This window comes from Streptomyces sp. NPDC028298 (assembly GCF_055565895.1).
In genome coordinates this window covers 235,375-248,829 of sequence record NZ_JBVHTL010000010.1, presented here as the reverse complement: position 1 = coordinate 248,829, position 13,455 = coordinate 235,375, and the positions used below count along the sequence as shown (strand labels likewise).

The following is a 13,455-nucleotide window of genomic DNA, read 5'->3' as shown; positions in this document are numbered from 1 at the left end:
CCGAGGATCAGTCGTGCGGGTGATCCGGCTGCCGGTCGCCGGCCGTCACCTGCCGGCCGAGGAAGTCCCGGACGAGGGACGCGATCTGTGCCGCGTGGGTCTCCAGGGCGAAGTGTCCCGTCGGGAGCAGATGGATCTCGGCGGCCGGGAGGTCGCGGCGGAAGGCGAGGGCGCCCTCCGGGACGAAGATCTCGTCGTGGCCGCCCCAGACCGCCAGGAGCGGGACCCGGCTGGTGCGGAAGTACTCCTGGAACGCCGGGTAGAGCGCGAAGTTGGAACCGTAGTCGGAGATCAGGTCGAGCTGGATCTCCGGCTGGCCGGGGCGGGCCATGAGGGCGGCGTCGTGCTCGTAGGCGTCGGGGCTCACCAGGGTCGGGTCCTGGACACCGGTCAGGTACTGCCACCGGATCCCGTCCGGGCCGCTGATCGCCCGGACCGGCGCCTCCGTCTCGGGGGTGCGCTTCTCGATCAGCGCCAGCACCGGCGCCCAGGCGTCCGCGCCCAGCCCCTCCTCGTAGGCGTTGCCGTTCTGCGTGATGATCGCGGTCACCCGCTCGGGGTGCGCGAGCGCCAGGCGCAGGCCGATGGGGGCGCCGTAGTCCTGGATGTAGAGCGCGTACTCCTCCAGGCCGAGCCGCTCGGTGAACTCCCCGGTGATCTCGGCCAGTCGGTCGAAGGAGTACGGGAAGTCGTCCGCCGCCGGGGCGTCCGAGCGCCCGAAGCCGAGGTGGTCGGGGGCGATCAGGCGGTAGCGGTCGGAGAGCAGCGGCAGCAGGTCCCGGAACATGTGCGAGCTGGACGGGAAGCCGTGCAGCAGGAGCAGGGCGGGAGCGTCCGCGGGACCCGCCTCGCGGTAGGCGATGCGGTGGCCGGCGACGGTGACGACGCGGTGGTGGACCGGGTGACTGCGCATGATCGGATCCCCTAACCCCTGAAAGCCTCTTCGGTGGTGAGGTCAGTTCAGCACGACTGGCTCTAACCGGTCAAGGAGTTTTTGGAGGTTAGGTCATCTCGGGTACGCCGTCCGGCCGCACCCGGGGCGGTGCCGCCGTGCGGGTCGTCGTCGCAGGTCGGAGCGGTGTGACGTAACCCGCCGTCTCAGATAGTAGGAAGTCCGAGTAATTGTGGAGACAGATGCTCCGTCCTCGCCTAGCTTGGAAGAAGCCGAACGTCTCGCTCGACCAAGCGAATGGCGGTCGTGAGCCGGAGCCCTTGGCAGGCAACCCCTGCGGCACCGCTCCCCGCCCCTTCCGGCGTCTCGTAAATCCCTCATCGCACTTCCGGCCGCCCGTGTGGGCGTGACGCCGGAGGCAAGGAGTCGATTCATCATGGCCGAGACGACCGTCCGCCGAGTCCGTCACCTCTCCCGCACGAGCAGCGAGTCCGACCGCAAGAACGCCGCCGCCGCCCTCCAGCGCGCCCTCGACCGCAGGGACAACGGCGGAGCGACGGGCCACTGAGGCCCGCCGCCCTCTCGACCGGGAGCCGCACCCGCAGAGGTGCGGCGCGGGGTCCTGCCCCGCGCCGCACCTCGACGTGCCGTCCCGGCCGCCGTGCCGTCAGGTCCCGCGCCGCACCTCGAAGTGGTCGATGCGCTCACCGCTCTGGGCCAGCGCCGACACCGTGAGCCGGGGCGAGGGGCCCGCCTGCGCCTCCACCGACAGGAACGAGAAGCCGGTGTACCGCACCCGTGACCAGTCCACGGTGTCCGCCTTCTGCTGCTTCGACTTCGTCCAGTGGAAGGTCTCCACGGCCTCGTGGCGCGTGACCTTGCCCTCGAAGCTGTCCTCCACCCCGGTGGGGAAGCGGTAGAGGCTCTTGCCCGCGCCGCCCGCCGTCACGTACACGATCCCGTCCCGGGTCGGATCGGTCGAGGCGCCCACCGGCACCCGCCTGCCCACCTTGCCGCCCTTGATGGCGTCGGTGCGCTCGTACACGTGGTTGTGCCCGTTGATCACCAGGTCCACCTGGTGCTTGGCGAACAGCGGCACCCAGGCGTCGCGCACCCCGCCGTCGGAGGCGTGTGTCGACGTCGAGTAGGCGCAGTGGTGGAAGAACACCACGACGAAGTCGACCTGCTCGCGCAGCTCGCCGAGCCGCTTGTCGAGCCAGGCGGTCTGTCTGCCGTCCGAGTAGCCCTTGTTGGCGGGGATCTCGTACGACACGTCGTTGGCGTCCAGCGCCACGATGCCGACGTTGCCGTACACGAACGAGTAGGCGCCCGGCGCGTTCCGGGGGTCGAAGCCGTTGGAGGGGAGCGCCCAGCGTGCCGACTGGCCGCCGTAGCCGTTCGGCGAGTACCAGGCCTCCATGTCGTGGTTGCCGGTCGTCACCATCCACGGCACGGTCTTCGCGACCGTCTCGGTCTGCCTGAGGAACAGGTCCCAGGCCGCCGGGTCGTAGATGTCCGACTTCTGGCCGAGCCCGACCCCGTCCGCGTAGCAGATGTCGCCCGCGTGCAGATGGAAGGCGGGACCGCGGCCCAGGAGCACCTTGTCGTTGGCCAGCGCGTCGGGGGTGACGCCCTGGTCGCCGAAAGCGGTGAAGACGAACTTCTCGGGGTGCGCGGGCGCCGTGCGGAAGCGGCCGATCGTGGGGCGCCGCTCCTTGCTCGCCGGATCGAAGCCCTCGTGGCCGACCCCGTAGTAGTACGTCGTCCCGGGGCGCAGTCCGTCGAGCGCCGCGTGCAGGTAGTACTGGTCCAGGGCGGCGCGCTGCCCGGTGAGGCCCGGGGTGTGCAGATGGCGGACCTCGGCCTCGATCCTGCGGCTCAGCCCCCAGGGCGTCGAGCCCACCCGGATGAAGGGCTTCCTGACCGCGAACGGCACCTGCCAGGAGATCCGCATCTGGGTCTTCGGGTCCGCGCCGAAGGCGAGGTGGCGGCCGAACGGCGTGACGGCGGAGCCGGGAACCCTGCTGGTGGCGGGATGCGGCGAGGAGCCGGACGCCGACCGGGCGGGCGACGTGGTGCCCTGGGCGCAGCCGGCCAGCAGCCCGCCGCCCGCGAAGGCGCTCGCCGCGACGAGGGCCCGGCGCCGCGTGAGCCTCGTCCTCAGGTACTCGTACTGCTCGGCCATGCTCATGTCGCGCGCGAGCTCGTACGGGATGCCGACATCGGGGACGGGGGACTCGGGGGAGGTCCCCGGGGAGGGAGCGGTCATGTCTGGAAAGTTCCCACCCTGCGCCAACGGCGTTCATACATACGAGTGAACGTGGGTCGAAGCGTAGACGTTGCGCGCCTCCACCCGCGTCGGACTGCGGGGCGGGTCGCGCGTTCGCCGGCGTCGAAGTGCGGGGTGCGCCGTGCCTCCGCCCGTGCCGAGGCATGGACGTGCCGCGACACCCGTCTGTCCGTATGCCGGACATCGCGTGTCATTCCATGGGACAAGGAGTACGGTGCCGTCATGTCTCGCAGCATCGATCTCGCAGTGATCCCCGGTGACGGCATCGGCCAGGAAGTCGTGGCCCAGGGGCTCAAAGTCCTCTCCGCCGTCCTCCCGCAGGACGTGAAGCTGGAGACCAAGGAGTTCGACTTCGGCGCCCGGCGCTACCACGCCACCGGTGAGACCCTCACCGACGCCGACCTCGACGCCCTGAAGGGGCACGACGCCATCCTGCTCGGCGCGATCGGCGACCCCTCGGTCCCGTCCGGTGTCCTGGAGCGCGGCTTCCTGCTCAAGCTCCGCTTCGCCTTCGATCACCACGTCAACCTGCGTCCGTCGAAGCTCCTTCCGGGTGTCGCCACCCCGCTGGCGGGCCAGCCGGAGATCGACTTCGTCGTGGTCCGCGAGGGCACCGAGGGCCCGTACACCGGCAACGGCGGCACGATCCGCAAGGGCACCGAGCACGAGGTCGCCACCGAGGTCTCCGTCAACACGGCCTTCGGCGTCGAGCGGGTCGTCCGTGACGCCTTCGCCCGTGCGCAGGCCCGCCCGCGCAAGAAGCTCACGCTGGTCCACAAGAACAACGTGCTGACCTTCGCGGGCCACCTGTGGACGAACATCTTCAACAAGGTGGCCGAGGAGTTCCCCGAGGTCACCACCGACTACATCCACGTGGACGCGGCGACGATCTTCCTCGTCACCCAGCCCGAGCGCTTCGACGTGATCGTCACCGACAACCTCTTCGGCGACATCATCACCGACCTGGCCGCGGCCGTCTCCGGCGGTATCGGCGTCGCCGCCTCCGGCAACATCAACCCCAGCGGCGAGTTCCCCTCGATGTTCGAGCCCGTGCACGGCTCGGCGCCCGACATCGCGGGCCAGGGCAAGGCCGACCCCAGCGCCACCGTGCTGTCCGTCGCCCTGCTCCTGCGCCACCTCGGCTACGAGACCGAGGCCGCCCGGATCGAGGAGGCCGTCTCCGCCGACCTCGCCGAGCGCGTCGGCAAGCCCGCCCGCAGCACCGAGGAGATCGGCGACGCGCTCGCCCTGCGAGTAGCCGGCTGACCCGGCGCACCGACTACGTTCCGTAGCAGCCGCCGGGTCGCATCCGCACCCGGCGGCTTTCGCTGTGCCCTCGCCGGGTGCCACCATCGACCCCTGGGTCGTCCCCGGGGTGCTCCCGGGGCATTCCCCGGGCCGTATTCACACCGTTTCGTCCACGGTCCTCCGCGCGCGATAATCGAGGCGGAGCCGCGGAACGAGGGAATGCTCGGACGTCCTAGCACTGGCCACGGACGGTTCGGATGTGAGCGCGGCCCGTCACATACAACCGGTGAAGGACAAAACCACTCATGACGCAGCCCACGATCGAGCTCAAGCCCTCCGCCAGTCCGCTCGCCGCCGCCGAGCGCGAGGCGATTCTGGCCAACCCGGGGTTCGGCCGCCACTTCACCGATCACATGGTGACCATCAAGTGGACCGAGGGCCGCGGCTGGCACGACGGCCAGCTCGTCCCGTACGGACCGCTCTCCCTCGACCCGGCGAACATGACCCTGCACTACGCGCAGGAGATCTTCGAGGGCCTCAAGGCCTACCGCCGGCCCGACGGCTCCGTCGCGACCTTCCGCCCCGACAAGAACGCCAAGCGTTTCCAGGCCTCCGCGCGCCGGCTCGGCATGCCCGAGCTTCCCGTGGACACCTTCATCGAGGCCTGTGACGCGCTCGTCCGCCAGGACCGCGACTGGGTTCCCGCGCACGGCGGCGAGGAGTCCCTCTACCTGCGTCCGTTCATGATCGCGACCGAGGTCGGTCTCGGTGTGAAGCCCGCCAACGAGTACCTCTTCCTCGTCATCGCCTCGCCCGCCGGCGCCTACTTCGCGGGCGGCGTGAAGCCGGTGTCGATCTGGCTCTCCGAGGACCGCGTCCGCGCCGTCCCCGGCGGCATGGGCGACGCGAAGACGGGCGGCAACTACGCGGCCTCGCTCCTCGCCCAGAAGGAGGCCGCCGCCAAGGGCTGCGACCAGGTCTGCTACCTCGACGCGGTCGAGCACAAGTGGATCGAGGAGCTCGGCGGCATGAACCTGTACTTCGTGTACGGCGACCGGATCGTCACCCCGTCCCTCACCGGCTCGATCCTGGAGGGCGTCACCCGCGACTCCCTGCTGACCGTCGCCCGCGACCTCGGCTACACCGCCGAGGAGGGCCGCGTCTCCATCGACCAGTGGCAGACCGACGCCGAGAACGGCACCCTCACCGAGGTCTTCGCCTGCGGCACCGCCGCCGTCATCACCCCCGTCGGCACGGTCAAGCGCGACGGCATCGAGTGGCGCCAGTCCGGCGGCGAGCCCGGCAAGGTCACCCTCCGCCTCCGCGAGGCCCTGCTCGACATCCAGCGCGGCATCACGGAGGACACCCACGGCTGGATGCACCCGCTGGCCTGATCCCCGCACTCCTTCGTCCGGTCCCCGCCTTCCCAACAGGGTTGCGGGGACCGGCTGTTGGTCCGACGCGTAGCGCCCCGGCGACACGGGTATCCACACAGTCCACGGGGGGAGCGTGTCCTCCGGTGCGCCCGCACGGTCACGGAGGGAGCGCAGGTGAGGGCAAGGTCGCCGCTGTCACGGCCGAGCTGGCTGCTGCGCACCCTGCGCACGCCGCGCCGGCCGCAGAGCCTCACCGTCCTCGGCCTGCTCGCCGCCGTCGCCGCCCTGCTGCTCTGGAGCAGCAGGCGGATGGACAACTACGGGGAGAACCTCACCCTGAACCTGGGCACCGACATCGTCGGCGTCGTCGTCACCGTGTTCGTGATCGGCCCGCTGATCAGCCGAGCGCAGGAGGGCCGGGTCCGCGAGCACACCCGGCTGGACTACGAATGGTTCAGCGCCCAGGTCTACGGCGCGACCTCGAACGTCAAGGTCCTCGACACCTTCTCCAGCGTCTTCGGCCCGCAGTTCTCCGAACGGCTCTTCCGCGGCATCAAGGCGGCCACCGCGCACGGCGCCCGGGTCCAGATCCTGCTCCTGGACCCGGACTCGCTGGCGGTCATCCTGCGCGGCCGTGAACTGGGCGAGCAGAGCGCCGACATCCGCCGCGACATCATGCGCAACCTGCGCACCCTGGACCGCTTCGCGCTGCGGCTCGACGAGGACTGCGTCACCTCCTCGAAGTGCGGCTGTGCTCCACCTCCCCGGGCGTGACCCTCTACCGCTGGGACGACCGCTCCCTCGTCTCCTTCCTCACCGTCGGCCGGCTCTCCGGTGAAGGCGTCCAGCTCGAGGTGGCGGTCCGGTCCCCGCTCGGCACCTTCGTCGAGCAGCGGTTCGACGAACTGTGGCAGCAGGGCAAGCCCATGGAGCGGTTCACCCATCTGCCGGTGACCCTGGTCGACGCGACCGACGGCCGCAGGGTGTTCAGCTGCCGTTTCGTCTACGTGGACGACGCCCTGTACGTCGCGGGGCACGACCTCGTGTCGTACATGGCGCGCCACCGGCTGGACCAACTGTCGGCGCACAGCGATGCCTTGAGCGCCCCCGGCGCACACGAACTCGTCGTGGTCGACGACGAAAGCGAGCTGCACGCCTTACTGCTCCAGCACTTCACGGAGAAGTACGATGCGTCGTCTACGGCCTTCGTCGAACTGAGGCCGCAGGGCTTCATCGCCGACTAGCGGGAACAGGAACAGAGGCCCCGGTCACCCATGTGCTCAGCGCTCCACCCGGCTCCGCACGCGAGCACAGGCTCCCCCGGCACGAGCCCCCGCTTTCGCGCCTTCACCCCGCGCGACCTCGACGGCCTCCTCCGGCGCGTGGCGCTGTCGCCCGACGAACGGCTCGCGCTGCGGGCCGTGGCGGCCGTCCTGCCGTTCCGTACGAACAGCTACGTGGTCGACGAGCTGATCGACTGGTCGGCCGTGCCCGACGACCCGGTCTTCCGGCTGACGTTCCCCCAGGCCGAGATGCTGCCCGAGCCCGACCTCAAGCAGATGGCGGACCTGCTCCGCCACGAGGCCCCGAAGGCCGAGGTGCTGCGCGCGGCCCACGAGATCCGGATGAAGCTCAATCCGCACCCCTCAGGACAGCTCGACGCCAACGTCCCCGTGCACGAGGGCGTCCGCCTGACCGGTCTCCAGCACAAGTACCCGGAGACGGTGCTGATCTTCCCGCGCCAGGGCCAGACCTGCCACGCCTACTGCACGTACTGCTTCCGCTGGCCCCAGTTCGTCGGCGAGTCCGAGCTGCGGATCGCCACCGACGACATCGCCGCCACGTCGGCCTATCTGCGCGCCCACCCGGAGGTCACCAGCGCCCTGATCACGGGCGGCGATCCGATGGTGATGAGCACCGAGGTGCTGCGCCGGTACGTCGAACCGCTGCTGGAGATCGACACGGTCCGCTCGATCCGCATCGGCACCAAGTCGCTCGCCTTCTGGCCGTACCGTTTCCTCACCGACCGCGACGCCGACGACCTGCTGAGGCTGCTGGAGAAGGTGGTGGCGAGCGGCCGGAACCTCGCGCTGATGGCCCACTTCACGCATCCCCAGGAGCTGCGGCCCCCGGCCGTGCGGGCGGCGATGCGCCGGGTGCGCGACACGGGGGCCGTGATCCGCTGCCAGGGTCCCCTCGTCAGGGGGATCAACGACAGCGCCGGGGCGTGGGCCGAGCTGTGGAACGAGACGACGGCGCTGGGGGCGGTGCCCTACTACCAGTTCGTGGAGCGGGACACCGGCCCGCAGGGCTACTTCGGGGTGCCGCTGGCCCGCTGTCACGAGATCTTCCGCGACGCCTACGCCCAGGTGTCCGGCCTGGCGCGGACCGTGCGCGGCCCGGTGATGTCGGCGATGCCGGGCAAGGTCTGTGTGGACGGGCCGGCGGAGGTGGCCGGTGAGAAGGTCTTCGTGCTCCACCTCATCCAGGCCCGCGATCCGGACCTGGTGGGGCGCCCGTTCTTCGCCGCGTTCGACGAGCGCGCCACCTGGTGGACCGACCTAAAGCCCGCTTTCGGCGCCGACCGGTTCCTGGACGGGCTCGGGCCGGGGTGAGGCGGAACGCGCCGTCAGGGCCAGGTAGGTGAGGCCGCCGACCAGGCCGGAGAGGATGAAGCTGCAGTCCACTCCGCCCGTCAGGGACAGCAGCGGGCCCTCGTAGGACGGCAGGGACACGGCCAGGAGGCCGACCACGGCGCCCAGCGCCCAGGCCGCCGTGGCCCGGACGTTCCAGCCGGCCCGGTACCAGTAGACGCCGCCGCGCGAACGGCGGTTGAAGACCTGGAGGGCGTCGGCGTCGTAGATCCCGCGGCAGCGGACGAAGCCGATCAGGGTGATGACCGCCCACGGGGTGCCGATCGCGGTCAGCAGCAGGACGAAGGACGTCATCGCGGACTGGGCGTTCCAGGCGTAGTGACCGACGAACACGCAGAGCATGGCGACGACGGCGACCGCGCAGGTGGCGCGGGCGCGTGAGGCGCGGGGCAGGATCGCGTCGAGGTCCAGGCCCATCGAGTAGAGCATCAGACCGGCGTTGCCCACCGAGCCCGCGGAGGCCGCCAGCAGCAGCGGGATCAGGTACCAGCCGGGGGACGCGGAGACCAGCGGCCCCGCGTAGTCGAGGGCCGCGCGGGCCCCGTACGCCGTGAACGTGCCGAACAGCTGGGGCACCAGCAGACCGGCGATCAGCCCGAGCCAGGTGCCGTGCAGGACCGTGCGGGAGGAGTGGCGCTCGGGCGAGATGTAGCGGGTGTAGTCGCCCAGCAGCGTGATGAAGGCGATCGGGCCCGACAGACCGGCGGCGACGGCCGCGAGCAGCCAGGTGGGCCAGAAGGAGCCGAGCAGATAGCCGCCGGCCTCCGGGAGCGCCGCGGTGGTGAAGTGCGGGGCGTACGCGATCACGCCGACCACCAGTAGGGCCGACATGCCGATCGCGAGGGCGCGGGACATGGCGAGCAGCACCTTGTAGCCGTAGACGGCGCCCGCGACGGTGGCGGCGGCGAGCACCGCGTAGACCACGGCGTACGAGACCCCGTTCGCCGGGAGACCGAAGAGGCGGCCGAGGACGCCGATCATGACGTCACCGCCGATCCACACGGTCAGCGCGGTGTAGCCGAGGGCGAGGAGCAGGCCCACGACCGAGCCGACCAGCCGTCCGCGCACGCCGAACTGCGCGCCGGAGGAGGTGGAGAGGTTGGTGCCGGTCCGCAGCGAGACCAGGGCGAGCGGCGCGGTGAGCGCGGTGCCGACGACGGTGCCTGCCACGATCGAGCTCACGGAGGACCACCAGTCGAGCCCGAACGAGGGCGGCAGCCAGCCGAAGATGATCACCCCGAGGCAGAGGTTGGAACCGAGCAGGATCGACACGAGGTCGCGCGGCCCGCTGGTGCGTTCCTCGTCCGGGATCGTGTCGACTCCGCGCTGTTCGATCGGCATGGCTGGTCTCCTTTGACGGCCGCCCGGCGTGGTGCGGGCAGCATCACGTGAGTTTGAGCGACGCTCAATGTGGCGCCTCCGATGCTTATCCGTCAATGTTTCCCTTCCATGAATCCGACGTTTAGAGTGATGCTCTAAACGGAGGAAGGCGAGGAGGTGTCGCGGCGTGAGACTGACCCCCACGGAACGTGACCGACTGCTGCTGTTCTCGGCCGCCGAGCTGGCCCGGGCCCGCCGGGCGCGCGGCCTCAGGCTCAACGTGCCCGAGGCCACCGCGCTCATCGCGGACACCGTCTGCGAGGTCGCCCGTGACGGAGGACGGCTGGCCGAGGCCGTCGAGGCGGCCCGGTCCGTCCTCGGCCCGGACGACGTCCTGCCCGGCGTCGCGGACATCGTGACCGAGGTGCACGTCGAGGCCGTCTTCGACGACGGCTCGCGTCTCGCGGTGGTCGGCGACCCCATCGGCGGCGGCCTCGGCGAGCGGGCCCCCGGAGCCCTGCTGCCGGGCCCCGACCACGCCGAGCCGGAGGCCGTCGTCCACCTGACCGTGACGAACACGGCCACGGTCCCCGTCTCCGTCACCTCCCACTTCCACTTCTTCGAGGCCAACCCCCGGCTCGACTTCGACCGCCCGGCCGCCTACGGCATGCGGCTGGCCGTGCCCGCCGGCTCCTCCGTCCGCTTCGGCCCGGGGGAGAGCGCCGAGGTCGGGCTCCTGCCCATCGGCGGAGCACGCGTCGCCATCGGCTTCGCCGGTCTGGTCGACGGACCGCTGGACGCGTCCGGAGCCAGGGAAGAGGCCCTGCGCCGCGCCGCCGCCTGCGGCTACCTCGGCGTACCGGACACCCGCGCGAAGGAGGCCGGGCGATGAGCCGCCCCGGAGGACACCCCGCCGAGGCGCGCCGCCTCACCCCCTACGAGTACGCCGCCACCCACGGCCCCCGCGCCGGCGACCGGGTCCGGCTCGGCGACTCGGGGCTGACCGTCCGTGTCGAGTCCGACGCCCAGCTCCCCGGCGACGAGTTCCTCGCCGGATTCGGCAAGACCGCCCGCGACGGACTGCACCTGAAGGCCGCCGCCGTCCGGGACACCTGCGACGTCGTCATCAGCAACGTCGTGGTGATCGACGCCGTCCAGGGCATCCGCAAGGTGTCCATCGGCATCCGCGAGGGCCGGATCTGCTCGATCGGGCGGGCCGGCAACCCCGACACGCTCGACGGCGTCGACGTCGTCGTCGGCACCGGCACGTCCATCGTCTCCGGCGAGGGGCTCATCGCCACCGCAGGCGCCGTCGACACGCACGTCCACCTGCTGTCCCCGCGCATCATGGAGGCCTCGCTCGCCTCCGGCGTCACCACGATCATCGGCCAGGAGTTCGGCCCGGTGTGGGGCGTCGGCGTCAACTCGCCCTGGGCGCTGGGTCACGCGTTCTCCGCCTTCGACGCCTGGCCGGTCAACATCGGCTTCCTGGGCCGGGGTTCGTCCTCCCACGACGCCCCGCTGATCGAGGCGCTCGCCGAGGGCGGCGCCAGCGGCTTCAAGGTCCACGAGGACATGGGCGCGCACACCCGGGCGCTGGACACGGCCCTGCGGGTCGCCGAAGAGCACGACGTCCAAGTGGCCCTGCACAGCGACGGGTTGAACGAGTGCCTGTCGGTCGAGGACACCCTCAGGGTGCTCGAAGGCCGCACCATCCACGCCTTCCACATCGAGGGCTGCGGCGGCGGCCACGTCCCGAACGTGCTGAAGATGGCAGGCGTCCCGAACGTCATCGGGTCCTCCACCAACCCGACCCTGCCCTTCGGCCGGGACGCGGTCGCCGAGCACTACGGCATGATCGTCTCCGTCCACGACCTGAAGACCGACCTGCCCGGCGACGCCGCCATGGCCCGCGACCGCATCCGCGCCGGGACCATGGGCGCCGAGGACGTCCTGCACGACCTGGGCGCCATCGGCATCACCTCCTCGGACGCGCAGGGCATGGGCCGCGCCGGCGAGACCGTGCGCCGCACCTTCGCCATGGCCGGCAAGATGAAGGCCCAGTTCGGCGCCCCCGAGGACCACGACAACGAACGCGTCCTGCGCTACATGGCCAAACTGACCATCAACCCCGCCATCGCGCACGGCCTCGCCCACGAGGTCGGCTCCATCGAGACCGGCAAGCTCGCCGACATCGTGCTGTGGCGCCCCGAGTACTTCGGCGCCAAACCGCAGCTCGTCCTGAAGGCCGGCTTCCCCGCCTACGGAGTCGTCGGCGACCCGAACGCCGCCACCGACACCTGCGAACCCCTCGTCCTCGGACCGCAGTTCGGGGCGCACGGCGCGACCCCCGCCGAGATCTCCGTGGCCTTCGTCGCCCAGGCCGCCCTCGACCAGGGCAACGACACCATGCCCACCCGCCGCCGCCGCGTCGCGGTCCGCGGCACCCGCGGCATCGGCCCCGCCGACCTGCGCCTCAACTCCCGTACCGGAGCGGTCGACGTGGACGGGCGCACCGGCCTCGTCACCCTCGACGGCGAACCCCTGCGCTCCGACCCCGCCGACGCGGTCTCCCTCAACCGCCTGTACTTCCTCTGATGGACACAGCCCGTAAGGAACCCCCCATGTCTGCTGCCGCCGACGGCTTCCGCATGCCCGCCGAGTGGACCCCGCACGAGCGCACCTGGATGGCGTGGCCGGGCCCCAACCCCACCTTCGACAGCCCCGAGGACCTGGCCGCCTCCCGCGCCGCCTGGGCGGAGGTGGCCCGCACGGTCCGCCGCTTCGAACCCGTCACCGTCGTGTGCGGCCCGGACCAGACCGCGGCGGCCGCCGAACTCCTCGGCCCCGGCATCGACATCGTCGAGCGGGAACTCGACGACGCCTGGATGCGCGACATCGGCCCCACCTTCCTCACCGACGGCCGGGGCGGACTCGCCGCCGTGGACTGGACGTTCAACGGCTGGGGGGCCCAGGACTGGGCCCGCTGGGAGCACGACTCCAAGATCGGCGCCCAGGTCGCCGGACTGGCCGGCGCGAAGACGTACGCCTCCCGGCTCGTCAACGAGGGCGGCGCGATCCACGTCGACGGCGAGGGCACCGTACTGCTCACCGAGACCGTGCAGCTCGGCCCCGAGCGCAACCCCGGCTGGAGCCGCGAACAGGTCGAGGCGGAGATCCACGCCCAGCTCGGCACCGAGAAGGCCATCTGGCTGCCGCGCGGCCTCACCGGCGACTACCCCCCGTACGGCTTCGGCACCCTCGGCCACGTCGACATCGTCGCCGCCTTCGCCCGGCCCGGCGTGATCGTCGCCCACTCCCAGCAGGACCCCGCCCACCCCGACCACGAGGTCAGCCGGGAGGTCATCGGGCTGCTCAGGGCCCAGACCGACGCGCGCGGCCGCGCCATCGAGGTCGTCGAGGTCCCCGCCCCGACCGTCCTGGAGGCCGACGGCCACTGGGCCGACTACTCGTACATCAACCACTACCTCTGCAACGACGGCGTCGTCCTGTGCGGCTTCGACGACCCGCGCGACGAGACCGCGGCGGGCATCTTCCGCCGGCTCTTCCCCGAGCGGACCGTGACGCTGGTGGACGCACGTACGATCTTCGCGGGTGGCGGTGGCATCCACTGCATCACCCAGCAGCAGCCGAAGGTCTGACAACGGGAGTCAC

12 protein-coding genes are annotated in these 13,455 nt (G+C 71.2%); 9 read left to right on the top strand and 3 right to left on the bottom strand.

Annotated features, from left to right (window positions below; all coding sequences use genetic code 11):
* Positions 1-7: 7 nt before the first annotated feature.
* Positions 8-913: an alpha/beta fold hydrolase gene (locus tag ACZ4TO_RS35810; RefSeq protein ID WP_385049441.1), complete on the bottom strand. Its 906-nt coding sequence runs from the start codon at positions 911-913 to the stop codon at positions 8-10.
* Positions 914-1,328: 415 nt separating this feature from the next.
* Between ACZ4TO_RS35810 and ACZ4TO_RS35805 the strand changes: the two genes are divergently transcribed.
* Positions 1,329-1,460 (top strand): hypothetical protein, encoded by a 132-nt coding sequence (locus ACZ4TO_RS35805; RefSeq protein ID WP_103550476.1) that lies wholly within the window; start codon positions 1,329-1,331, stop codon positions 1,458-1,460.
* Positions 1,461-1,559: 99 nt separating this feature from the next.
* On the opposite strand, the gene ACZ4TO_RS35800 is transcribed toward ACZ4TO_RS35805, so the two are convergent.
* Positions 1,560-3,161, bottom strand: a complete 1,602-nt coding sequence (locus ACZ4TO_RS35800) for a purple acid phosphatase family protein (RefSeq protein ID WP_468026373.1) — start codon at positions 3,159-3,161, stop codon at positions 1,560-1,562.
* 243 nt (positions 3,162-3,404) lie between these two features.
* Here ACZ4TO_RS35800 and ACZ4TO_RS35795 point away from each other — a divergent pair, with 243 nt between their 5' ends.
* The 5 genes from ACZ4TO_RS35795 (at position 3,405) to ACZ4TO_RS35775 (ending at position 8,421) form a co-directional block, all read left to right on the top strand.
* On the top strand, positions 3,405-4,448 hold the full coding sequence (locus tag ACZ4TO_RS35795) for a 3-isopropylmalate dehydrogenase (protein ID WP_382790977.1): 1,044 nt from the start codon (positions 3,405-3,407) through the stop codon (positions 4,446-4,448).
* A gap of 287 nt (positions 4,449-4,735) precedes the next feature.
* Positions 4,736-5,824 carry a branched-chain amino acid aminotransferase gene (locus tag ACZ4TO_RS35790; protein ID WP_382790974.1) on the top strand — a complete coding sequence of 363 codons (1,089 nt, stop codon included), beginning with the start codon at positions 4,736-4,738 and terminating at the stop codon, positions 5,822-5,824.
* Between the two features lie 156 nt (positions 5,825-5,980).
* The gene (locus ACZ4TO_RS35785) at positions 5,981-6,580 is read left to right on the top strand and encodes a hypothetical protein (RefSeq protein ID WP_468026372.1); all 600 of its coding nucleotides are present in this window, start codon (positions 5,981-5,983) and stop codon (positions 6,578-6,580) included.
* Entirely contained in the window at positions 6,577-7,050 is a 474-nt protein-coding gene (locus tag ACZ4TO_RS35780) for a hypothetical protein (protein WP_468026371.1), read from the top strand. The genes ACZ4TO_RS35785 and ACZ4TO_RS35780 overlap by 4 nt, the downstream gene beginning before the upstream one ends.
* A gap of 138 nt (positions 7,051-7,188) precedes the next feature.
* The gene (locus tag ACZ4TO_RS35775) at positions 7,189-8,421 is read left to right on the top strand and encodes a KamA family radical SAM protein (protein ID WP_468026370.1); all 1,233 of its coding nucleotides are present in this window, start codon (positions 7,189-7,191) and stop codon (positions 8,419-8,421) included.
* Here the strand turns inward: ACZ4TO_RS35775 and ACZ4TO_RS35770 are convergent.
* Positions 8,368-9,801 carry a cytosine permease gene (locus ACZ4TO_RS35770; protein ID WP_382790967.1) on the bottom strand — a complete coding sequence of 478 codons (1,434 nt, stop codon included), beginning with the start codon at positions 9,799-9,801 and terminating at the stop codon, positions 8,368-8,370. The genes ACZ4TO_RS35775 and ACZ4TO_RS35770 overlap by 54 nt on opposite strands.
* Before the next feature lie 166 nt (positions 9,802-9,967).
* Here ACZ4TO_RS35770 and ureA point away from each other — a divergent pair, with 166 nt between their 5' ends.
* From ureA to ACZ4TO_RS35755, 3 genes are read left to right on the top strand one after another with little or no spacing between them, the layout of a single operon-like run.
* Positions 9,968-10,672, top strand: coding sequence for an urease subunit gamma (gene ureA / locus ACZ4TO_RS35765; RefSeq protein ID WP_468026369.1), 705 nt, complete (start codon positions 9,968-9,970; stop codon positions 10,670-10,672).
* Entirely contained in the window at positions 10,669-12,378 is a 1,710-nt protein-coding gene (locus ACZ4TO_RS35760) for an urease subunit alpha (protein WP_385049456.1), read from the top strand. Before ureA ends, ACZ4TO_RS35760 begins: the two co-directional genes overlap by 4 nt.
* Before the next feature lie 26 nt (positions 12,379-12,404).
* Entirely contained in the window at positions 12,405-13,442 is a 1,038-nt protein-coding gene (locus ACZ4TO_RS35755; protein WP_382790958.1) for an agmatine deiminase family protein, read from the top strand.
* The last annotated feature ends 13 nt before the right edge of the window (positions 13,443-13,455 follow it).

Excerpts from the sequence above, each read along its gene's own strand:
- ACZ4TO_RS35805 (WP_103550476.1), top strand. The coding sequence starts at position 1,329 with ATGGCCGAGACGACCGTCCGCCGAGTCCGTCACCTCTCCCGCACGAGC.
- ACZ4TO_RS35810 (WP_385049441.1), bottom strand. The coding sequence starts at position 913 with ATGCGCAGTCACCCGGTCCACCACCGCGTCGTCACCGTCGCCGGCCAC.
- ACZ4TO_RS35760 (WP_385049456.1), top strand. The coding sequence starts at position 10,669 with ATGAGCCGCCCCGGAGGACACCCCGCCGAGGCGCGCCGCCTCACCCCC.
- ACZ4TO_RS35790 (WP_382790974.1), top strand. The coding sequence starts at position 4,736 with ATGACGCAGCCCACGATCGAGCTCAAGCCCTCCGCCAGTCCGCTCGCC.
- ACZ4TO_RS35795 (WP_382790977.1), top strand. The coding sequence starts at position 3,405 with ATGTCTCGCAGCATCGATCTCGCAGTGATCCCCGGTGACGGCATCGGC.
- ACZ4TO_RS35755 (WP_382790958.1), top strand. The coding sequence starts at position 12,405 with ATGTCTGCTGCCGCCGACGGCTTCCGCATGCCCGCCGAGTGGACCCCG.
- ACZ4TO_RS35800 (WP_468026373.1), bottom strand. The coding sequence starts at position 3,161 with ATGACCGCTCCCTCCCCGGGGACCTCCCCCGAGTCCCCCGTCCCCGAT.
- ACZ4TO_RS35770 (WP_382790967.1), bottom strand. The coding sequence starts at position 9,801 with ATGCCGATCGAACAGCGCGGAGTCGACACGATCCCGGACGAGGAACGC.